Source organism: Rhodanobacter ginsenosidimutans (genome assembly GCF_042655685.1).
In the GTDB taxonomy this organism is placed as follows: domain Bacteria; phylum Pseudomonadota; class Gammaproteobacteria; order Xanthomonadales; family Rhodanobacteraceae; genus Rhodanobacter; species Rhodanobacter ginsenosidimutans.
Genome location: NZ_JBHSMM010000001.1, coordinates 1,654,568 through 1,674,340, shown reverse-complemented (window position 1 = coordinate 1,674,340; position 19,773 = coordinate 1,654,568). Strand labels below are relative to the sequence as shown.

The window sequence follows — 19,773 nt, the reverse complement described above, 5'->3', positions numbered from 1 at the left end:
GGTGGAAGGCACGTGGCTCACGACGCGGACGTCACGCAATTGACCATCCACGGTTGGCCATAACGGTCGTCGCACATGCCGAATCGCGGTGACCACGCCGTCGCGGCCATCGGCATCCGAACCAGCCCACCGTCCGACATCATGGCGAACACGCGCTCGGCCTCCTCGATGTTGTCCACCGCGATGTTGACCGAGGTCGTGGCCTGGCCATCGTGGTTTTCCATGGCGTCGGCGCCCATGATCGAAGCGTCGCCCACCACGAGGTGAACGTTGGCGATCAGTGGCCGCATCGGCTCGGGAATGTCGGGCCCCATCTCGCCATAGGTCGCGCTGGAGACAACGTCGCCGCGCAGGACCTGCGCATAGAACGCGAACGCCTCGCGGCATTTCCCCTCGCGAAACATCAGGTACGGGATCAGTTTCATGGTGTCGCTCCTGCTGGCTGTGGTTTCAGTTGCCAAGTCGCTGGCGCAAGCGCTCCGACTGCGCGCGCAACTCGGGGGTGAATTCGTCGCCGAAGTCGGCGGTGTCGAAAATCGGGCGGATCTCGATCTCGGATGGCCCAGGCATCGGATTCGGACAACGCTTGACCCATTCGATGGCCTCCTCCAGCGAGCGCACCTGCCACAGCCAGAATCCGGCGACCAACTCGCGGGTCTCGGTGAACGGGCCGTCGATCACCCGCCGCTGCGAGCCATCAAACGCGACGCGCGCACCAAGCGAACTCGGATGCAAACCCTCGCCTGCCAGCATCACGCCGGCGTTGACCAGCTCCTCGTTGAACTTGCCCATCGCCTCGAGCAACGCCTGGCTCGGCATCGCGCCGGCCTCGGACTCGTCGGTGGCTTTCACCATCACCATGACTTTCATTGCAGTCTCCTGTTTCGCGGCACGATCTGGCCGCTTGCAAGGAAGACGACGAACGGGCACGCCCCGGATCGACATACCCTGAAAACTATTTTCCCTGGCCCTGTTTGAGCGGATCGCCAGTAGCGGGCATGATCGGCATCCCCGATGCGCTGTGGAGCCCGCGATGCAGTACCTGACCCTGATCCATATCGACCCGGGCTTGCTGGCCGAACTTCCGCAGGCCGAATACGACCGTCTGATGCGCGGTTGCTTCGAGAAAGCCGATGCGCTCCAGCAAGACGGCTCACTGCACGGTTCGCAGCAACTGGAAAACCCCGACAGAGCCAGGACCTTGCGCATACGCGACGGCATCAGCCGCGTCACCGACGGTCCGTTCGCCGAAACGCGCGAGTTCCTGGCCGGGTTCAACCTGATTGAAGCGGACTCGATGGATGCGGCGATGGCCATCGCCCGGGAATTCCCGTGGGCGCGTTTCGGCAGCATTGAAGTGCGTCCGGTGCGCGACATGCAGGCGGTGCGGGAGCACGTCGGCGCAAAGCAGGCAGCCGACGGCAACCGGGAGTAGCGGAAAGTCCGGTCGGCGCGTCAAAACCCGCCGCCGTGTCGATTTCGGCCGCCGTCGTTCGTCGATACAGCAAGGCCGCCATTCCGGTGGCCGTTGCCGCCGAGGAGACAACCATGTCCTATGTCGATGGTTTCGTGATCGCCGTACCCAACGCCAACCGCGAGTCGTTCATCAAACATGCCAGCACCTTTGACGCCATCTTCCTGGAGTTCGGTGCCACGCGCGTGCAGGAGTGCTGGGCTGACGACGTGCCCGAAGGCAAGCTCACCGATTTCCGCCGCGCCGTGCAGGCAAAAGAGGACGAATCCGTGGTGTTCTCCTGGGTGGAATGGCCCGACAAGGTCACTCGCGACGCCGGCATGGAGAAATTCATGAAGGATCCGCGCATGGAGGCGGCCAGCGATTGTCCCTTCGACGGCAAACGCATGATCTTCGGCGGCTTTGCGCCGGTCGTGAGCCTGCCGGCGTAACCGCGGCTCCCACAAAAGGGGCCCGCAAAACGGTGACCCCTTTCTTTGCGTCGCCGGCTTCGGGTCCGTGCATCGCCAGCCTGCGGAAATCAAGACGACCGCGGGTGAACCTGACTGCGTTACCGGCCCCTTCCCTTCAAGGCTTCACAAACCGCAACGTCATCCGGTCCGATTCGCCAACCGCTTGAAGCTTTGCGTGCTCGCTATCCGGCCCCGCCAGATTGGGTGGCAGGCGGTGGACGTTGATGTCTTCGGGATCCTTCGGGTTGGCATTGACCTGGGAGACGCCCGCAAGGCGGAAACCCGTTTTCAGACCCAGTTCGATCAGGTAGTCCTCGGGAATACGGTGCAGCGCTTTCGCGCTTTCCACGGCATCGGAAAACGGTTTGGCGCGATGCTCGACCACACCGAAGACGCCGCCGGGCTTGAGCACCTGAAACGCCGATTTGAACACCACGGCCAAGGTCTCGGGGCTTTGGTTCAGCCAGTCGTGGGTGTTGCGGAACGTGAGCACCATGTCAGCCGAGCCAGGCTTGCCGAGGTTCACCTGCAGCGGTGGCGCAAACGGCACGACTTTCTCGATGTTGCCGAACATGGCGGGATGGGCCTTGATCGTGTCGGCAAACTTCGGCGAGCCCGCTTCAATCAAATGTCCGCGGTCGCGCAGGAACGGCGCCAGGATCTCGGTGTACCAGCCACCACCCGGCGCGATCTCGATAACCGTCATGTGCGGCTGGATGCCGAAGAATTGCAGCGTCTCGACGGGGTGGCGGTAGCGGTCGCGCGCCCTGTTCTCGGCGGAACGCCCCGGGCCGTTGACGGCCTGTTGCAACGAGGCGGTGGTATCCGTCTTCGGTGTGACGGCGTTGGCGAAGCATGGCCACAACAGGGCGCTGGCAAGCAGCAGGAGCTTTCGCGTGGGCTGGATCATGGTTCGAGCCTCCCTTGGTGGAACGTGCAGCGTACTCCGGAGGCGTCGAGGGTCACTACCGCAAATAGCGTTGGGGAACGGGGCCAGTCGAGCTGGCCCCATTCTTTGGTGCTTGTCAGACCGGGGCAAGCCCGTGCCCGCGCAAACGCCTCAGCTCCACTCCGCGTGAAAGCTGCCTTTTTCGTCGATGCGCTCAAATGTGTGGGCGCCGAAAAAGTCGCGCTGGGCCTGCAGCAGGTTGGCGGGCAGGCGTTCGCTGCGGTAGCCGTCGTAGTAGGCGATGGCCGAGGAGAAGCACGGTACCGGCACGCCGGCGGCAATGGCCGCGCTGACCACATCACGCAGCGCTACCTGATAGGTCTTGGCGATGTCGCGGAAATACGGTGCAAGCAGCAGGTTGGCCAGGTTGGCGTTCTCGGCGTAGGCGTCGGTGATGTTCTGCAGGAAGCGGGCGCGGATGATGCAGCCGCCGCGCCAGATCTGCGCGATGGTGCCGTAGTCGAGCTGCCACTTGTACTCGTCCGACGCGGCGCGCAACTGCGCAAACCCCTGCGCGTAGGAGACGATCTTGCTCAGGTACAAGGCCTTGCCGACGGCGGCGATGAACGCCTGCCGATCACCGCTGAAGGCCTTGCTGACAGGCCCTTCGAGTTGCCCGCTCGCCGCGACGCGTTCGTCTTTCAGCGATGACAACACGCGGGCGAACACCGCTTCGGTGATCAGCGGCAGCGGCACGCCAAGATCCAGTGCGCTCTGGCTGGTCCACTTGCCGGTGCCTTTCTGCGCCGCGCGATCGAGTATGACGTCGACCAGATCCTTGCCCGTCTTCTCGTCCTTCTTGCCGAAGATGGTCGCCGTGATTTCGATCAGGTAGCTGTCCAGTTCGCCTTCGTTCCAGCGGGTGTAGACGTCCGCCAATTCCTGGTTGGACAAACCCAGCACGTACTTGAGCATCGCGTAGCTCTCGGCGATCAGTTGCATGTCGCCGTATTCGATGCCGTTGTGCACCATTTTCACGTAGTGCCCGGCGCCGTCCGTGCCCATGTACGCCACACACGGCTTGCCGTCTTTGGCCCGTGCCGCGATCTCGGTGAGAATCGGCTCAACCAGGTCATACGCATCGCGCGGCCCGCCGGGCATGATCGACGGGCCGTGCAAGGCGCCCTCTTCGCCACCGGACACGCCGGTGCCGATGAAGTGCAAGCCAGCCGCGGCCAGCTCCTTGTTGCGCCGGATGGTGTCGTGGAAATTCGTATTGCCGCCGTCGATCAGGATGTCGCCCTTGTCCAGCAGCGGTCGCAGCTGGGCAATGGTGTCGTCGGTCGGCGCGCCCGCTTTCACCATCAGCAGGATGCGTCGGGGCTTCTCCAGTGAATCGACAAACTCCTGCAGCGTGTAGGTGGCGACAAGCTTCTTGTCGCCGTGCTCGGCGATCACCTCGTCGGTCTTCTCGCGACTGCGGTTGTAGATCGACACCGCGTGACCGCGGCTTTCGATATTCAACGCCAGGTTGCGACCCATCACGGCCATGCCGACGACGCCGATTGCCTGCTGACTCATCTTGATCACTCCTCGTGCTTGTTGACTTCAAACGGGGCGAATTCTGGAGCGTGCAAGGTAAGGCGTCAGGCCGTGTGAAGAAATCGTTCAAGTAATGAACCTGACGCTGAGGTTGGGCGCTACCCGCCGAGTCGTTGCCAACCCATCGAGCCAATCGGGTCAGAGCACTTGTTCGCGCTTTTGTCCCCCAAGCAGGTGGGATTTAACTTACTCCGTCCCGGCTTCAGTACATTACCCTGGATAGTTGAGCCACGAGGCGAAGCCAAGGCCGCCGCCACTCCTCCTTCCTCTTCACGACAACGACAAAGGACACGCCCATGATCCGCGCCGTTTGCTTCGCCCTCGCCATCCTCGCCGCCGCTTCAGCGTCCAACGCCGCGGAGATCGTCATCCACGACACCAAGTCGCAGCCCGAGAGCATGGCCGTGGGACCGGACGGCACCCTGTACGTCGGCAGCGCCAGTACGCCCTACGTCTATACGGTGAAGAAAGGCACCACGACGGCAACACCCTTCATCGATGCCAGCGCCGCCGGTCCCGGCACCTTCTTTTTCGGCGTACAGGCCGATGCGGCAACCAACACCCTGTGGACCTGCCAGCTGACGCCCGTGGCGGGTGTCACCCCGGTGCGCCGCAGCACCGCCCTGCGCGGCTTTGATCTGAAATCCGGCGCGCCCAAGCTGAGCTGGACCCTGCCGGGCGACAACTCCACCTGCAACGATTTCGCCGTGGGGCCGGACAAGGCGCTCTATATCACCGACACCGCCAACCAGAAGATCTACCGCCTCGCGCCTGGTGCCCAGGTCCCCACGCTCTATCTCGACCACCGCACCCTGCTCGGCATCGACGGCATCGCCTTCCTCGACGGAACGCTGTACGTCAACAACGTCTTCTTCAACAAGCTCTACCGGGTGCCAGTGGGAGCCGACGGCAAGCCCGGCACACCCGTCGACATCTGGATGGATGCCCCGGTCCACGGGCCGGACGGCATGCGCGCCGCCAACGGCAAGCTGTTCGTCGCCGCCAACGGCAGCGGCGAGATCAGCAGCCTGGCGATCAACGGCGACACCGCCCACGTCACCGTCATCAAGAACGGGCTGAAGACCCCGACCGGCGTCGAACCAGCGGGCGACACCTTGTGGTTCACCGAGCGCGCGACGGGCAAGGTCTGGTCCGTGCCGATGCCGGAATAAGAAGGGTCCGTAAAGGCGAAAACGGCGATCGGAACCGACCCGCACATACTTGCGCGCGAAACCCCACTTTTCGTCATTCCCGCAAAAGCGGGAGGAGCTTTTCAACAGACGAATGTCTGGTCATCCATTGCCTTCGGCATTTTGCCAGGTGCCGATGGCGCTGGATCCTCGCTCTCGTGAGGATGACTAGCTCCAGCAAGTACCGTTCGGATCCGGCACCGTTGGTCCGATGATAGGCTCCAAACCTTGGAAATCAGGACCATACGGACAGGAACCCCAGCATGAAGACATTCAGGCCGCTCGCTATCGCACTCACCCTCAGCCTCGTGGCTCAAGCCGCCGCCGCGATGGGTATGGAAAGCAGAAGCCAAAGCATCAAGAGCCACGCTCCGCCAGGGATCACCGACGAGTTTTACGCTTGTGTCGACCGGGCCGACTCAGACACCAACGCGGCAGCCAATTGCCTGACGGAAGAGCACACTCGCCAGGATGACCGCCTCAATGCGAAGTACAGGGCGCTTCTGGGAAAGCTGAGCCCGAAGGCCAAGGACGAACTGATCAACGCCGAGCGCGCCTGGCTGAAGTTCCAGGAGAAGAACGGCGAACTGGAGAGCTCTGTCTACGGCAGCGAGGCAGTCGCCAATATCCAAGTGACGCAGAACGAGATCTTCCGCATCTGCGAACGCGCCAACGCGCTGGACGACTACCTGTTTATGGCGAACCTGCAGTAATCCCCTTCTTCAAGGATGAAGACCATGCCCCACCTCGATACCCATGACCTCGATGCCATGACCGGCGCCACCTATTTTGTCGTGGGCCGCGGAACGGAAGGGGGACCAGCTTCCTATCGCTTGAGCATCGCCGGCGTTACCGCGGGGACATCCGACCCGAACTGGGGCCACGCAGACCGCGTCAAGGCGAATAGCGGCTACACCATCGGCACAATCCAGGTCGATCTCGGCCAACGCGGGACCTGGGCATTGGGCGCGACCGATGGCACCGCACTGAAACCGGGTGAAACGCCGTACGTGGACGCGATCATCGATCAAGCCTCCGGGTACGCCGAAGCGCATGGCCTCTCTTTCACCAGCGACCGAGCGCACTTGCGAGCCGACCTGTTGAGCCATGGCAATGGAAAGAACCACCGAGACACACTTGCCTTCATCGACACTGATACCCGCGACAGCATCAATGCATGGGCGTCATCCGAGGAAGGAGAGAAGTGGATCCACAAGAACATCGACTATCCGCAGGTAAAGCATGCGACGCAAACCGCGATCGATATGCTCGACAAGTGCGGCACCCATATTGCGGAAGATCATCGTCTGGAGACGGCAGCCATCCTGGCGAAGACCGCAAACCAGATGCCGGCAGCGCTGAAAATATTCGAAAAGGTGCTGAAAGACGGCGGTGACTACGCCGACGTTCTTTCGTCCACCAACGACCTCCATCGAAGACTTGACTGGTATGACGGCCCCAAAGCCGCCGCAATCGCCAAGCAATACAAGCTCGCCTGCGAAGACCCTGCGGTGGCAGCGGCCATCGACCGGGCACACACAAAAGTGGGCGACGCCGACTTCAGCCCTTCAACATCCGCCAATGATCCGGATATCGAACAAGCATTGAATGCCATCGGCCAGCGTCATCGCAGCCACCTTGCACTGTTGCATCAAGGCTCACGCGGCAAAGATGTCACGTCGCTCCAGACCGACCTGGCAAGACTTGGATACACCGATACACACGGCCGCGCACTGAAGCCCGATGGTGATTTCGGAACAGCCACCCGTTATGCGGTCGAGACGTTCCAGCGAAACCATGGCCTGGAGTCGGACGGCAAAGTGGGACACGACACCAGAGAAGCCCTCAAGCACGCTACTCTCCAGCAATCCGCCCTCACAACGATGACTCTCGACAGTCCGCAGCACCCCGGGTTTTCGCTGTTCCAACAGGCTTTCAACGGTGTGGGCCAGCTCGACCAAGCGCAGGGCCGCCCGACGGACTTGCTCAGCTATAACCTCTCCGGCGCACTGGCGCTCTCGGCGCAGAAGGAGGGGTTGCAACGAATCGACCGGGTGATCCTCAGCGAAGATTCCTCCAGCGCGTTCGCCGTGCAGGAAAACGCAGGCTCCTTGTTGCGGAGGTTCGCCTTTGTCGATGTGGTTGGCGGCATCAATACACCGCTCGCGCAGAGCAGCGCGGACTGGTCGTTGATCCAGACGCCTGCGACACAGAACGCTCAGGAACCAGCGCCGCTATCGCAGTCAGCGGATGTGCGGGTGGCGCAGCCACCCTTGCAACGATGAACGAAAGGAGCCGGGGATGGTGAGGTGTCGGTGACGGAACCGATCATCATCGCCAGGGATCTTCCCACCGTCCCCGTGTCCCCATACTGGCCATTGAACGCGCCTACGAAAAGTATCCGCAAGCCTGACGAGGGCAGGTCCACTTCTTCACCGAATCAAGTGAACCTGCCCTCGGTTATGGGTTACTTGCCCGCGTCCCAGACCCGACCCTCCACGGTGCCGCCCTTGTCGACCATGAACACCTCGACCGCAAACACCTGGTAGGTGGGGTCGTCGCTGGCGTCGAAGTTGTCCAGGTTCGGGAGTTTCCAGCCGTTGGCTTCCCAGGCCTTTACGTGGTCGGCAAAGATGATCTTGTGATCCACCCCGAGCGGCTGCTGCTCCTTGGGCCGGCTCCAGTACTGGTAGAACGTGGCGGTGTTGTTGATCGAGGGCTTCTCCCTGCGGACGGTGCGGTAGGTGGTGTACTCCACGCCGTCGCTGACGAAGGAAACGCCCTTCTCACCGCCCTGCCCCGGCGTACGCACGCCGCGCTGGACAACGTAGTACTCCACCAGATGGGCCGGGTCGGTCGGGTCCATGTCCTTGTTGTAGCCCCAGCCATACAGGGTCACGTAGCTGGCGCCCGAATCCTTGTCGAGGTGGTAGCCGATCACGCGGTTGCGGTCGCCATGATCCCAGCCCGCACCACCGACATAGTTGTAGTCGCCACCTACCCAGTCGATGGTGAAGTTGCCTTGCTCATCCAGCTTGAACGAGGCCGCGCCACCATCCTTCCAGTGGGTAAAAAACAGATCGCCCACGTGGCCGGTCGCATGGCTCTGCGTGAGCAGCGTCTCGCCACTGAAGCGCTGGGTATACGCCTTGAACTTGGTGATTGGCGGCTTGGCCTGCGCCGCAGCGGACGGCTGGGGCCGGGACTGCGGCTGCGCCGCATCAGCCACACGCGCCGGGTGCGAGCCGCAACCGGCGATGCCCAGGATCAGGGCAGAAGTCAGGAGGGCTTTGGTGAGGTGACAGGTCATGAGGTGCCGTGCTGAATCAGGGGATGACCCTAGAGCATGGCCTGTCGGTGGCGTTTAGCCAAGGGTGTGGGGTGAAGCAGATTGCGCCTGACAATTTTCGAAGACAACGCACCACGCACCGAAGCAAGACTACCGACGCCTCTCACGTGCCGTTGCGCGGATGGCCGTAGCGGCCAGCGCGCGACGCGTTCGAAAGCGGCAAGTGAACCTGGCTCCGTTTCGGACGCCTCTTCACGCGTAGCGTCGGGCGGTTCACTGGGCGAGAGAACCCAGAAGCTGCGGCGACCGTCCGCGATTCACAGTCGGCGGGGACAGCCGTCCAATGTCAGAAAAGTGCGCTCTGGCTCGCGCTTTTTGTCCAAATCACGCCGCGATTCGTTCGATATGTTGGACCGCCTTGCCCAGCAAACGATGCGCCTCCTCCAAATCAAAGTCTGCCTGCAGGCCCAGCCAGAACCGCTCGCTCGTGCCCAAGGCGACCGCCAGGCGCACGGCGGTATCTGCCGTGACACCGCGCTTGCCGAGCACGATCTCATTGATACGCCGCGGCGGCACGCCAGCAGCGCGCGCCAGTGCGTTCTGGCTGATACCCATCGGAGTCAGGAACTCCTCGAGTAGCACTTCGCCGGGATGGATGTTGGGCAGGCTCTTCATGGTCAAGTCGCTCGTTAGTGGTAATCGACGATTTCCACGTCGTGGGCGTCGCCGTCGATCCACCGAAAACAGACGCGCCATTGATCATTGATCCGGATGCTGTGCTGGCCGTTCCGACTACCCTTGAGGGCCTCGAGCCGATTGGCTGGAGGAATGCGCAGGTCATCGAGCCTGGACGCGTTGCCGAGCATGCGCAGCTTGCGGCGCGCGACGGGCTGGATATCCGCAGGCAGCCGCCGAGATGGCGTACCGCACCAGATCTTTTCCGCTTCCCTGTCGGCAAAATTCCTGATCACGGAACAAACATAACGTTTTCCGTCATATGACGCAAGTCGTCATGGCTGGACAACCGCGAACGCGGATGGGAAGCGAAAGCACGGGAGCGTGAATGTGGAAGTCTGTGGGAAGCATCGAGAAAACCTGGCGTCGGGCAACTTAACTTCCCCAGTTGTCAGTCCATCCGGTGTCAGCAACAAGTGCACGTGATTGCTCATCAACACATATGCATGCAGCCGGCAACCGAATCGCCCCAGCGCCTGCCGCAAGCATTGCAGGTAGCGCTGGCGATCGAGATCATCCAGAAAGCACGGCAACCGATTATTGCCCCGCCGCACCACATGCTGCGCAATGCTGGGAAGATCAAAGCGAGGTTGTCGAGCCATGCCTGCAGCATCGCCGCTCCACCAGCCGACCGCTGTCAACTAAAACCGCCCCACCCATCGTCCAAGCCACCCACCCGACATCAGGCATTGTCCCTGACATCTTTTTTCTGACACCCTTTTTTCACCCTTTCTGTTTTCTCAGCATATGAGACAGAGACGGAGCACGGTGACGCACGCGTGATAGGCGCAATGACCAGAGGAACAGGAAGATGACGAGCTACTACGTCAACCAAAATGCTCAAACCAACGGTGACCATGAAGTGCACACCGCTACATGCGTCTACCAACGCAGCCACATGCAGTATTTAGGCGAATTTCCCACATGCGAAGGCGCTGTACGAGCAGCGAAACCGCATTATCCTCAATCGAACGGCTGCTACACCTGCTCGAAGCCGTGTCATACGACTTGAAGACACTTGGCTGATTCGGATCGAGCCTTTAGCAGATGTCGGTGCCAGGGACGATTCGTACGTCCTGAGCCCCCTAAGCACCCAACAACTGTCCCCGGCACCTTTTTCCCCAGTGAGCTTGCGCCGTCTTGGTCGGCCGAGGCGCCGGAACAGCGGGCACGAGGGAATTTAATTTCCTCCGTCCCGGTGTCGTTGGTCCAGCTACCACCACAACGCGCTGGGGCAGCACACACCACTCATCACCCCGCACCAGCAATACACGCTACTGGCCAGCACACCTGCCGGGCGCCAAGCCGCCTACTACGCGTTGGTGCATGAACACCTGGAAGAACAATTCCTCGACGAAATCCGACAGCACACCCAACAACAGCGCGCATGGGGAAGCGAACGCTTTCGGCAGCAGATCGAGGCCAAAGTCAGATTGAGGTAGTCCGGTTTTGGCGCAACCTTGACCGCGTTGCGGGAAGAACGGGATCGCCAGCAGGTCAAACACGACGAGCGCGCTCGTCATGACCATTTAACTTCCTCCGTCCCGGTTTTCGTGGCCGAGCCTTCGCGGGAGACGTTCGCCAGTCCACTTCCGGTTGCCGCCTGATCGGGTCGCCGGGGCTGACACCTTCTTGCTGAACTTCTTGCGCCGCCTCAAGTCGATGAAGACGCCCTGCCCGCGCCTCGGTCCGGGCTATCGACGGGAGACATTCGTTGAACAGAATGCATCTGAAAGCGGGCGGTGCCCTTTTACTGGCCATGATGCTCGGTCAGGCCAGGGCCACCGAAGCCAGCCACGCCACCGCGTCGCAGCGCATGCCGGACAGCTATGCGCAGACGGCAAAGCTGATCGACCTGGGCGATGGCCGCCATCTCAACCTGCGCTGCTCGGGCAGCGGACCGCAGACCGTCTTGCTGGAGGCTGGCGCAGTCGCCGATTCCTCCACGTGGTTCAAGGTGCAGCCGCTCCTGGCCGCCCACGCGCGCGTCTGCGCGTACGACCGGGCCGGCTTCGGCTTCAGCAGCGAGGGGCCGATGCCGCGAGATCTCGACGCCGACGTGTCGGATCTGCACGCCCTGATCCAGCGTGCCGGCCTCTCGACCCCACTGGTGATGGTGGGGCATTCGCTGGGTAGCAACATCGTTCGGCAGTACGCAAGCCGCTATCCGGCCGACGTGGGCGCGATGGTCCTGCTCGATCCGCCCGCGCAGGACATCGGCCGGTTTGCCCCCGCATGGCAGAAGGACGAGGACACCCTCTCGGTACAGCGGTTCGCGTTTCTTCGCCACTGCGAGGCGGCCGCCGAAAAGCACGAACTGACATCCACCCATAAGGAACTGAGCCAGTGTCTCGGCGGGCCCGATCCGCACGCCAGCGCCAAGCTCAACGCGGTGAACCTGGCCCTGATGTCGAAGCCGGCGTACTGGCACACCGTACTTTCGGTACTCCAGGCCAATGTCGAGGTGTTCAAGCAGCCCGTGTCGAAACAGGAAACGCATGGCTCGATACCCCTGATCGTACTATCCGCCGCCAACACCTATGCCGATGCGCTGCCGCGTGACCGCAAGGGGCTGGAAGAAGCCCGGGCCCACACGCAGGCGCAGATCGTCGCCACATCCTCTCGCGGCACGCTGGTACACGTTCCGGATAGCTCGCATGACATTCAGATCGATCAGCCGGACGCGGCAGTCAAGGCGGTCAGGCAAGCGCTGGGGATGACGCAGCGCGCAGCGAAGTAACGCTGCCCTACCAACAATGGTCGGACACAGGCATTGCACTTGGGGATCTGTAGCGCTTGCGTGCTTATGCCAGCCAGGAACGCGCCCTTGGTGACGAACGCTTCCAGCGCATGGTGGAAACTGCCCTCGGATGTCCTGCCGTGTACCGCCCGCGTGGGCGGTCACCGCGGGCAAGCATCCAGGAAGACATTTAATTAGCCACGCACCTTTACTCCCAACCCGGCCTCGTTCTTCACGGACGAACGCGAATGATCGTCTTCCCGCTGATCCGTCGGGTCGGGTTGAAAGCAGCGACGGCATCGTCGAGGGTGGCGATGTTGCCGATGTTCGGCCGCAATCTGCCGTCCCGTACGCGCTGGACGATCTCGCCCAGTTGGGCGCGGCTGGACTCGACCACGAAGTCGACCGCCAGGCCATCGACGGGCCGCGTTTCGGCCGGCGCGACAATGGTCACCAGCGTTCCGCCGGCTCGAATCAGGCCTGCGGATCGCTTCTGAATGTCGCCGCCGATGACATCGAACACCAGATCGACCTTGCCGACGTCTTCCAGCGTGTCGTTGTCGAGGTCGACGAACTCCTGCGCGCCGAAGTCGAGCACCTTCTGACGGTCAGCGGCGCGGCCGGTGCCGATGACATAGGCGCCCGCTTCACGCGCGAGCTGCGTCACCATCGACCCGACCGCACCGGCCGCGCCGTGCGCGATGACGCTCTGCCCAGCCCGAAGACGGCCGTGCTCGAACAGTCCCTGCCATGCCGTCAGGCCCGAGATCGGCAGGCTCGCGCCCACCGTGAAGTCGACGTCGCCCGGCAGCGGCGCGAGGTTGCGCGCCTCGATCGCCACATACTCCGCCAGGGTGCCGTCGCGATACCAGTCCGCGAGGCCGAATACCCGCTGCCCCACCGATAGCCCGGCCGTGCCGTAGCCCAGCGCAGTGATCACTCCAGCTAACTCGTGCCCGGGAATCGTCGGCGTCCTGCTGCGGTCGAGTCGATCGGTCCAGGTCGAGGGCCACGTCAGCTCGGTTCCGACGAATCCCGACGCATGAATCTGCACCACGACATCGTTTATTGCGGCCTGCGGCTCGGGGCGCTCCACCAGCTTCATCCCGGCCGTTCCCGCGGCCTCGTCGGTTACCACGATCGCCTTCATTGTCATTGTCTCCTCGGTTTGTCCCCTGGGTGGACATGTCGTCGAAATGGAAAGGTCATTGGTTATTCGATGCAAAATGCAGAGTGGTTACCTAAAGCGCGAAAACCGGGGTCAGAGTGCACTTCTGACGGAAGTTCGCGGAATGGCCCGACAGACGGAACCCGCAGCACTGGGAGACTGGAGCCATTCCAGCACGGACGCCGCGATGCCCCGCCAGCCACGACTCGATCTTGCCTACATTCCCCAACACGTCGTCCAACGCGGCAATGATCGCCAACCTTGTTTCTTTACCGACGTAGACCGTGTGCGCTACCTGCAAGACTTGCGCGAGATCTCGATGCGCGAGGGCTGCAACGTCCACGCGTATGTGCTCATGACCAATCACGTACATCTCTTAATGACGCCCGCCGCCAGTGGCCAGATTGCGCGCGTGATGCAATCCCTAGGGCGACGTTACGTGCGCTACATCAACGATCGATACCGGCGCACCGGCACCTTGTGGGAAGGTCGCTACAAGTCGTCACTGGTAGATCGGGAAACCTACTTGCTCCACTGCTATCGCTACATCGAACTCAACCCGGTCCGCGCTCGCATGACCGCCGACCCGCTCGACTATGCCTGGTCAAGCCACGCACACAATGCTTTCGGCCACGACGACCCTTTGATTCATCCCCACCCCGTCTATCTGGCGCTGGGAAGAACCGACGAGGAGCGATACAACGCATACCGCACCCTCGCCATGGAAAACCTGTCCCAAAATCACCTCGACGCCATACGCGCGCATCTTCAACGACAGCACGCGCTGGGCTCAGACCGCTTCCGCAGCGCTATCGAAACGCAGCTGTCACGCCGCGCAGGGCCGGCAAAAATCGGACGTCCGCGCAAAGTGCCTCAAGGAGAATAAACCTTGAAAAGTGCACTCTGAAAAGTGCACTCTGACCCCTGTTTTTGACCCCTGTTTTTCGTCAAAACCGGGCCAGCTCACTCTGTCCCGGTTTCACCCAAGTTCCGCAGTTTTAAGAAAAAATGAGCCCCCTCCGTTCTCGACCACTCTTCTACTTAAAGGGAAATCATAAGGATGAAATACGAAACGTTAGTCCACATTCTTGATGCTATTTGCCAGGAGGCTCCTGAAGGATCGAAGCGCTACAAACCTGATGAAAATGACGTTGAAAAAATGAACCAGGCCAGGGCTCGGGCATTCATCCACCTTTATCTCAAAGTGAAGTTTGGCCTATCAGATTTCTCCGATCGCGAGCGCACCATTACCGACGCGTCAGAAGACGGCGGAATAGATGCCTACCACATCGACTCGGAAGCTAAAGTTGTTTATCTCATTCAGTCAAAATTTCGAACAAACGAAAAGAATTTTGAGGACAAGGAAATTTCCTTAAATGAATTGCTTGCAATGGAAATTGACCGAATTATGAGAGGGGAAGAAACAGGCGAAAACGGAGTTCCTTACAACGGAAAAATAAAGCAACTTCAAAGGGATATTTCTTCAATAGATGACATCGCAAGATACAATTACAAGGTAGTTATCCTTGCAAATCTAGAAAGCGTACCTCCAAATAAAATAAGGCACCTTTGCGGAGGCTATTCTGCGGAGGTATTTAATTACCAAAAGGCATATCAAACTCTCGTTTTGCCGGTATTAACCGGAACATACTTTACCGCAAACGATATCATGATACCCGTAGACCTCTCAAGCAAGAATGCCGGAAGCAAAATAAGCTACAACGTAAAAACAAAGAACTGTGATTGCGAAATAACTGTGCTATTTGTGCCGGTAATCGAAATTGCAAAGATTATGGATAAATACAGGAACGCAATTCTAAAATATAATCCAAGGAGCTATCTAGACCTTGAGGGTAAATCGGTAAATTCATCGATAAAGAGCACTCTTCTAGAGAGGGATACAAATGAATTTGCCTTGTTCAATAACGGAATTACAATGTTGTCTGACGAGACTTATATAAATGAGAGAATTGGGCAAAAAAATAAGGCACAACTTCAGGTTAAGAATCCACAAATCATAAATGGCGGACAAACGTCATTCACTCTTAGCAGAATATATCACTCAGACAAAGTTGCGGCTGAAAAAGACCTTGCAAATAAGGAAGTTCTTCTCAAGGTTATAACTCTTCTTGGTAACGATTCACTGCAGAACAAACTGCAGTTGATTGATGAGATATCAAACGCTACAAATAAGCAAACGCCAGTGATCAATGCAGATAGATTCTCGAATGAATCATTTCATATCACGATTCAGCAGATGGTTTTTGAGAATTTCGGCCTACTCTATGAGAGGAAAAGAGGGGAATTTTCTGATGGCATCAGGGATGGCTATCTATCGGAATCCGAAGTCGTAGAAAGAAACCATTTCTGGAGACTGTACTACACAGCCAACGGAAGAATAGCGAGAGGGTTTCAAAAGAGGCTTTTTCAGCAGAACGAATTTTCAGGCATCGATCCTAACGACCAAAATTCATTCAAGAACCTCTATATGGCGATTCAGGTTTTTGGTGCGATAAAAGGCAGGTATAGGCGGGATCAAAAGATTCCTCGCGAGGAATATGCGAAGGTGTACCTATATGTACGGATCCACGGGAAAGAATCAGCGCTTGATACTGAGAGCATCGAGGCGAATATGCGCGTTGTAAACAAAGCGTTTAAGCTGTTTTTCTCATGGATCGAGAGTCAAGAAGGGAATATTGCCGGGAGAAGAACTTCCGTCAACAGAAAAACTGGCGAAAAGCGTGTGACGTTTAGCCAAGAGAGATATTTTAAGGGTCCGACTTTCGAGAAGGACTTTACCGAGTGGCTGACCGCAAACCGCGCGCTTCTGGATAGTAGCGCCCGAGAGGTGGCTTAGCTCACCTCTTAAAGCGTCACCCCGTTTGAACGACTGGTCAAATCAAGTTGTGTCAGACAGATTTTCACAGGAAACGACGTTGAAGAGAACTTCTCTGCAGGTAGAACTTCGGTGGATCCCGGAAGGGATCTATCTAGGGCTAACTGTGAAGTCCAGATATTTCCAGAATATGCCTACCGCCAACTCGACAATTTTCGTTACTCAGAACGACGTCTTAAGCCCTTCACATATTCCTCCGATACTCCCCCCCCCAAATCGTAAAGCGCATGCGAAATCTGCCCCAACGAGTTGTACTTGACCGCCTCAATCAACTGCTCAAACACATTCCGCCGCTCCCGCGCCGTCGTTTGTAGCACTTTGAGACTGTCAGCCGCCAGCGAGTTCCTCGCCTCGCCATAGCTCCGAACATTAGCAATCTGCGCCCCCTTCTCCTCCTCCGTCGACCGGATCAACTCGATCTCGGTAGCAATCTCCCCCCCCCCATGATCCTTCGGCAGGAACGTATTCACCCCGATCAGCGGCAACGACCCATCATGCTTCTTGTGCTCGTAATACATCGACTCTTCCTGGATCTTCCCTCGCTGGTACATGGTGTCCATCGCCCCCAGCACCCCGCCGCGCTCGCTGATCGCCTCGAACTCCTTGTACACCGCCTCCTCGACCAGGTCAGTCAGCGTGTCAACGACGTAACTCCCCTGCCACGGATTCTCGTTGAAGTTCAGCCCCAGCTCCTTGTTGATGATCATCCGAAACTGGGGTCAGAGTCGACTTTTACACCAACGTCGCCCATTTAAAGTGCACTCTGACCCCTGTTTCCCATCATCCAAACCACCCAGCCGGCATCAGGCATTGTCCCTGACACCTTTTTCCTCTTCTTCCCGCTATTCCCGCAAAGGAACCAACCTGTCGTACGGGGGAAGGTTGCTGCTGGCCAGCTCTTCGGCTTCATAGGCAATGCGCAAGTTGGCGGCGGCCTGCATGTAGCCCATCAGGACTTCCTCCTGATCACTGACGTCATCGTCCTCCCCCGCCTGGTCGATCTGCGCTTCCAGGGAATGGATCTGCGTTTGCACCGCCTGCACGGCCATCAGCAGGGTCTGCCCGTCAACATCAGCCATGGTTTTTTCTCATCGTGCACCAACGGCGCTAGGGGCGATTAACGAGATCCGATAGATACATGAAAATTGCCCCGGACACCTTCCCCATTTTTTCATCATCCAAACCATCCATCCGACATCAGGCATTGTCCCTGACACCTTTTTTAAAATCGGACGTCCGCGCAAAGTGCCTCAAGGAGAATAAGCCTCGAAAAGTGCACTCTGACCCCTGTTTTTGCCTTATTCACACGTCGAGCAAAATTACCTCCTGAACAATCTTATCAGTCTCTGGCAATTCCGAATCCAACAAATCGCGGGGTCTCTTAATTCTGATAAATGAAGACTTGACACCTTTGGCTTGCTTATTTTGAACCACGTCGAGCCTGCCGCTTCTGTGTAAAATGTCGCGAATTGCCGGCCATTTCGGGTCCTGAATCAAGAAATAGCCGTCGTCGTCACCTCCGTGCTCGCGTAGGTAAACCTGACGAATGACGCGCCGAACAACCTTGTAAAAATAATCTAGATGATCAGAGGACCGAAGCGAGGCAATCTGTGCGCAGATCTTTTCATCAATATACGTCTTAACTCGGTCTGCACCGTGAATAACTTCAGAATTATCTTCCGTTCGAACTTCGATATTTCCAATACCAATATTACCCTCGCCGAAACGAGTTTTATCATCTACAACAAGCGTATCGACGACCGTTCCCACCAACTTCAAATTTGTCAGATCAGCAAAGCGCGCATCCAAGCGCCCTAGCCGCGACTCGTTAATAAGAAGCTCTGGCGTGCCTCCAGCAAAGGTGCCATCGATAACATCCAAGTAATCCAGGCGCTTAATAAATCCAAGGCCGGAAAGAACAAGAAGCAACGCACCCGCGTTTGAGCTCAAACTATCAAGTCCAGTCTGGGCCGCGAACTGATGAAGAAGGAAAGCCGCTGCGTCTTTTGTATCTTTCCCGCCAGAGTCAAAAACTTCTGAAAACACTTCCATCAGAAACTGGGGTCAGAGTCGACTTTTAGAGTCGACTTTTACACCAACGTCGCCCATTTAAAGTGCACTCTGACCCCTGTTTCTGTCAATATCAGCCATGGTTTTCGCTCATCGTTGGAGTATGGAATCAAGCGCGCTGTACCGCTCGGGCTATGGCGTTTCGTGCAAGGTTGTCCAGCGCACCTTTGAATGCGTCGATACCGAAACTGGGGTCAGAGTCGACTTTTACACCAACGTCGCCCATTCAAAGTGCACTCTGACCCCTGTTTCGCGTTTCGCTGATCCCTTTTTGCACAAATTCCCTAGCGATTAGCCCCATCGATGTGGAAATCATTATGGAACACCACGTTTGCCAGCTCCAACGCATCCCCGATTTTCCAATAATGTAGGTGGAGTTCGTCGTCTATGTCTGCACGCCACGCCGTAGCCCCATCTGACTTTCTAGAAATTTGTTTACAACCCGCTCCTGGCCCAGATCTCAATGCGTGAGTAATACGCATATTTTTCCCAACAATCATAGACGACGAAGTACGAATCATCGACTCCATCCGACCCATATTGGAACCCAAGTTGCATCGCCCCACACTCTCGAGGAATGCATCACTCAGGGACCAGCCAGCACAGGTCAACGCAAAGCCTGGGGGACCTTTTCTCTGTTTCCACACGGACAAAGCGATTGCCTCCCCGACAAACCCTTGCATCGCTAAGCAAGTTGGCGTCAAGCCCTCATAGAAGTCGTTCATCGACAACTTGACCGGTATGTCGGCTTTTTGCAAACCACAATCAGGCTGCGGATAGCAGTCAACGCTGTCAATAACCATGACGTTAGACTCAACCGAAATGTCTGAACTACTCACTACCACACGAGAAAGCAGTGGTGCTTGTACTCCGTAGTAAACCGACCTAACAACCGCCAACGGAAGCAACTCCATCAAATACTCAACGTGCAGCAGAGAAGATGTCCGTATGCCCGGCAACTCAATATCACAGCTATCTGCCAAAACCGCTGATATTTCCTGGTCTTCAATCTTGGGTAATCGGTCCAGAAGATTCGCCACAATGCGATAAACATCGGACCGCATCGGCCACAGGGAACCAGGCAGATCCCGGCTAAGCGGATAAGTACCATCCGCCTCGAGAAGTTCAACGGCCTGTGCGGTGATCTGAACACTTAGCGCACCTTCGCGACTAGCGTCGTACAAATCAGTCAAGCACTGAACATACTCATCAGGGTCATCCTTGCCAGAAAAAGTCAAAACCCACGGATCCACGATCAACACTGCCAT

21 protein-coding genes and 1 pseudogene are annotated in these 19,773 nt (G+C 58.3%); 8 read left to right on the top strand and 14 right to left on the bottom strand.

The window, feature by feature from the left end; translation table 11 throughout:
* Positions 1–17: 17 nt before the first annotated feature.
* Complete coding sequence (locus ACFPK0_RS07350) at positions 18–425, bottom strand: VOC family protein (RefSeq protein ID WP_377339423.1); 408 nt, start codon at positions 423–425, stop codon at positions 18–20.
* Positions 426–450: 25 nt separating this feature from the next.
* Positions 451–870 (bottom strand): YciI family protein, encoded by a 420-nt coding sequence (locus tag ACFPK0_RS07345; protein WP_056079758.1) that lies wholly within the window; start codon positions 868–870, stop codon positions 451–453.
* Positions 871–1,033: 163 nt separating this feature from the next.
* Between ACFPK0_RS07345 and ACFPK0_RS07340 the strand changes: the two genes are divergently transcribed.
* Together ACFPK0_RS07340 and ACFPK0_RS07335 are read left to right on the top strand one after the other, a co-directional pair.
* A complete protein-coding gene (locus tag ACFPK0_RS07340) occupies positions 1,034–1,435 on the top strand; it encodes a YciI family protein (RefSeq protein WP_377339420.1) in 402 nt (133 codons plus the stop codon).
* A 113-nt stretch (positions 1,436–1,548) separates the two neighbouring features.
* The gene (locus ACFPK0_RS07335; protein WP_377339417.1) at positions 1,549–1,905 is read left to right on the top strand and encodes a DUF1428 domain-containing protein; all 357 of its coding nucleotides are present in this window, start codon (positions 1,549–1,551) and stop codon (positions 1,903–1,905) included.
* A gap of 136 nt (positions 1,906–2,041) precedes the next feature.
* Here the strand turns inward: ACFPK0_RS07335 and ACFPK0_RS07330 are convergent, their stop codons facing one another.
* Entirely contained in the window at positions 2,042–2,836 is a 795-nt protein-coding gene (locus ACFPK0_RS07330) for a class I SAM-dependent methyltransferase (RefSeq protein WP_377339415.1), read from the bottom strand.
* Between the two features lie 150 nt (positions 2,837–2,986).
* Positions 2,987–4,396, bottom strand: coding sequence for an NADP-dependent phosphogluconate dehydrogenase (gene gndA / locus ACFPK0_RS07325; RefSeq protein WP_377339413.1), 1,410 nt, complete (start codon positions 4,394–4,396; stop codon positions 2,987–2,989).
* A gap of 317 nt (positions 4,397–4,713) precedes the next feature.
* Between gndA and ACFPK0_RS07320 the strand changes: the two genes are divergently transcribed.
* The 3 genes from ACFPK0_RS07320 (at position 4,714) to ACFPK0_RS07310 (ending at position 7,892) form a co-directional block, all read left to right on the top strand.
* Positions 4,714–5,589 (top strand): SMP-30/gluconolactonase/LRE family protein, encoded by an 876-nt coding sequence (locus tag ACFPK0_RS07320; protein WP_377339411.1) that lies wholly within the window; start codon positions 4,714–4,716, stop codon positions 5,587–5,589.
* A gap of 281 nt (positions 5,590–5,870) precedes the next feature.
* Positions 5,871–6,320, top strand: a complete 450-nt coding sequence (locus tag ACFPK0_RS07315) for a lysozyme inhibitor LprI family protein (protein ID WP_377339409.1) — start codon at positions 5,871–5,873, stop codon at positions 6,318–6,320.
* A gap of 24 nt (positions 6,321–6,344) precedes the next feature.
* A complete protein-coding gene (locus tag ACFPK0_RS07310) occupies positions 6,345–7,892 on the top strand; it encodes an XVIPCD domain-containing protein (RefSeq protein WP_377339407.1) in 1,548 nt (515 codons plus the stop codon).
* 182 nt (positions 7,893–8,074) lie between these two features.
* Here ACFPK0_RS07310 and ACFPK0_RS07305 read toward each other — a convergent pair whose 3' ends face one another.
* From ACFPK0_RS07305 to ACFPK0_RS07285, 5 genes are all read right to left on the bottom strand, one after another.
* Positions 8,075–8,917, bottom strand: coding sequence for a glycoside hydrolase family 11 protein (locus ACFPK0_RS07305; protein WP_377339404.1), 843 nt, complete (start codon positions 8,915–8,917; stop codon positions 8,075–8,077).
* Positions 8,918–9,280: 363 nt separating this feature from the next.
* Positions 9,281–9,571, bottom strand: a complete 291-nt coding sequence (locus tag ACFPK0_RS07300) for a HigA family addiction module antitoxin (protein WP_377339402.1) — start codon at positions 9,569–9,571, stop codon at positions 9,281–9,283.
* A gap of 14 nt (positions 9,572–9,585) precedes the next feature.
* Entirely contained in the window at positions 9,586–9,867 is a 282-nt protein-coding gene (locus ACFPK0_RS07295; RefSeq protein WP_056079787.1) for a type II toxin-antitoxin system RelE/ParE family toxin, read from the bottom strand.
* A gap of 39 nt (positions 9,868–9,906) precedes the next feature.
* Positions 9,907–10,233 carry a transposase gene (locus ACFPK0_RS07290; protein WP_377339399.1) on the bottom strand — a complete coding sequence of 109 codons (327 nt, stop codon included), beginning with the start codon at positions 10,231–10,233 and terminating at the stop codon, positions 9,907–9,909.
* 672 nt (positions 10,234–10,905) lie between these two features.
* The gene (locus tag ACFPK0_RS07285; RefSeq protein WP_377339397.1) at positions 10,906–11,154 is read right to left on the bottom strand and encodes a hypothetical protein; all 249 of its coding nucleotides are present in this window, start codon (positions 11,152–11,154) and stop codon (positions 10,906–10,908) included.
* Between the two features lie 200 nt (positions 11,155–11,354).
* Between ACFPK0_RS07285 and ACFPK0_RS07280 the strand changes: the two genes are divergently transcribed.
* Positions 11,355–12,371: an alpha/beta hydrolase gene (locus ACFPK0_RS07280; RefSeq protein WP_377340295.1), complete on the top strand. Its 1,017-nt coding sequence runs from the start codon at positions 11,355–11,357 to the stop codon at positions 12,369–12,371.
* A 232-nt stretch (positions 12,372–12,603) separates the two neighbouring features.
* Here the strand turns inward: ACFPK0_RS07280 and ACFPK0_RS07275 are convergent, their stop codons facing one another.
* The gene (locus ACFPK0_RS07275) at positions 12,604–13,521 is read right to left on the bottom strand and encodes an NADP-dependent oxidoreductase (protein WP_377339395.1); all 918 of its coding nucleotides are present in this window, start codon (positions 13,519–13,521) and stop codon (positions 12,604–12,606) included.
* Positions 13,522–13,726: 205 nt separating this feature from the next.
* Between ACFPK0_RS07275 and ACFPK0_RS07270 the strand changes: the two genes are divergently transcribed.
* Both ACFPK0_RS07270 and ACFPK0_RS07265 read left to right on the top strand, forming a co-directional pair.
* Positions 13,727–14,425, top strand: a complete 699-nt coding sequence (locus ACFPK0_RS07270) for a transposase (protein WP_377340292.1) — start codon at positions 13,727–13,729, stop codon at positions 14,423–14,425.
* 174 nt (positions 14,426–14,599) lie between these two features.
* Positions 14,600–16,396, top strand: coding sequence for an AIPR family protein (locus ACFPK0_RS07265; RefSeq protein ID WP_377339393.1), 1,797 nt, complete (start codon positions 14,600–14,602; stop codon positions 16,394–16,396).
* A gap of 223 nt (positions 16,397–16,619) precedes the next feature.
* On the opposite strand, the pseudogene ACFPK0_RS07260 reads toward ACFPK0_RS07265, so the two are convergent.
* From ACFPK0_RS07260 to ACFPK0_RS07245, 4 genes and pseudogenes are all read right to left on the bottom strand, one after another.
* Positions 16,620–17,145: pseudogene (locus ACFPK0_RS07260) on the bottom strand (methylmalonyl-CoA mutase family protein); the annotation flags it as partial.
* A gap of 132 nt (positions 17,146–17,277) precedes the next feature.
* Positions 17,278–17,514, bottom strand: coding sequence for a Tsi2 family anti-toxin (locus ACFPK0_RS07255; RefSeq protein ID WP_377339391.1), 237 nt, complete (start codon positions 17,512–17,514; stop codon positions 17,278–17,280).
* Positions 17,515–17,737: 223 nt separating this feature from the next.
* Positions 17,738–18,487, bottom strand: a complete 750-nt coding sequence (locus ACFPK0_RS07250; protein ID WP_377339389.1) for a hypothetical protein — start codon at positions 18,485–18,487, stop codon at positions 17,738–17,740.
* Between the two features lie 302 nt (positions 18,488–18,789).
* Positions 18,790–19,773 (bottom strand): hypothetical protein, encoded by a 984-nt coding sequence (locus ACFPK0_RS07245; RefSeq protein WP_377339387.1) that lies wholly within the window; start codon positions 19,771–19,773, stop codon positions 18,790–18,792.

Coding starts and splice junctions, on each gene's coding strand:
- ACFPK0_RS07315 (WP_377339409.1), top strand. CDS start 5,871: ATGAAGACATTCAGGCCGCTCGCTATCGCACTCACCCTCAGCCTCGTG.
- ACFPK0_RS07350 (WP_377339423.1), bottom strand. CDS start 425: ATGAAACTGATCCCGTACCTGATGTTTCGCGAGGGGAAATGCCGCGAG.
- ACFPK0_RS07310 (WP_377339407.1), top strand. CDS start 6,345: ATGCCCCACCTCGATACCCATGACCTCGATGCCATGACCGGCGCCACC.
- ACFPK0_RS07300 (WP_377339402.1), bottom strand. CDS start 9,571: ATGAAGAGCCTGCCCAACATCCATCCCGGCGAAGTGCTACTCGAGGAG.
- ACFPK0_RS07330 (WP_377339415.1), bottom strand. CDS start 2,836: ATGATCCAGCCCACGCGAAAGCTCCTGCTGCTTGCCAGCGCCCTGTTG.
- ACFPK0_RS07250 (WP_377339389.1), bottom strand. CDS start 18,487: ATGGAAGTGTTTTCAGAAGTTTTTGACTCTGGCGGGAAAGATACAAAA.
- gndA (WP_377339413.1), bottom strand. CDS start 4,396: ATGAGTCAGCAGGCAATCGGCGTCGTCGGCATGGCCGTGATGGGTCGC.
- ACFPK0_RS07265 (WP_377339393.1), top strand. CDS start 14,600: ATGAAATACGAAACGTTAGTCCACATTCTTGATGCTATTTGCCAGGAG.
- ACFPK0_RS07255 (WP_377339391.1), bottom strand. CDS start 17,514: ATGGCTGATGTTGACGGGCAGACCCTGCTGATGGCCGTGCAGGCGGTG.
- ACFPK0_RS07305 (WP_377339404.1), bottom strand. CDS start 8,917: ATGACCTGTCACCTCACCAAAGCCCTCCTGACTTCTGCCCTGATCCTG.
- ACFPK0_RS07285 (WP_377339397.1), bottom strand. CDS start 11,154: ATGACGAGCGCGCTCGTCGTGTTTGACCTGCTGGCGATCCCGTTCTTC.
- ACFPK0_RS07335 (WP_377339417.1), top strand. CDS start 1,549: ATGTCCTATGTCGATGGTTTCGTGATCGCCGTACCCAACGCCAACCGC.
- ACFPK0_RS07345 (WP_056079758.1), bottom strand. CDS start 870: ATGAAAGTCATGGTGATGGTGAAAGCCACCGACGAGTCCGAGGCCGGC.
- ACFPK0_RS07270 (WP_377340292.1), top strand. CDS start 13,727: ATGCCCCGCCAGCCACGACTCGATCTTGCCTACATTCCCCAACACGTC.
- ACFPK0_RS07320 (WP_377339411.1), top strand. CDS start 4,714: ATGATCCGCGCCGTTTGCTTCGCCCTCGCCATCCTCGCCGCCGCTTCA.
- ACFPK0_RS07340 (WP_377339420.1), top strand. CDS start 1,034: ATGCAGTACCTGACCCTGATCCATATCGACCCGGGCTTGCTGGCCGAA.
- ACFPK0_RS07280 (WP_377340295.1), top strand. CDS start 11,355: ATGCATCTGAAAGCGGGCGGTGCCCTTTTACTGGCCATGATGCTCGGT.
- ACFPK0_RS07290 (WP_377339399.1), bottom strand. CDS start 10,233: ATGGCTCGACAACCTCGCTTTGATCTTCCCAGCATTGCGCAGCATGTG.
- ACFPK0_RS07245 (WP_377339387.1), bottom strand. CDS start 19,773: ATGGCAGTGTTGATCGTGGATCCGTGGGTTTTGACTTTTTCTGGCAAG.
- ACFPK0_RS07275 (WP_377339395.1), bottom strand. CDS start 13,521: ATGAAGGCGATCGTGGTAACCGACGAGGCCGCGGGAACGGCCGGGATG.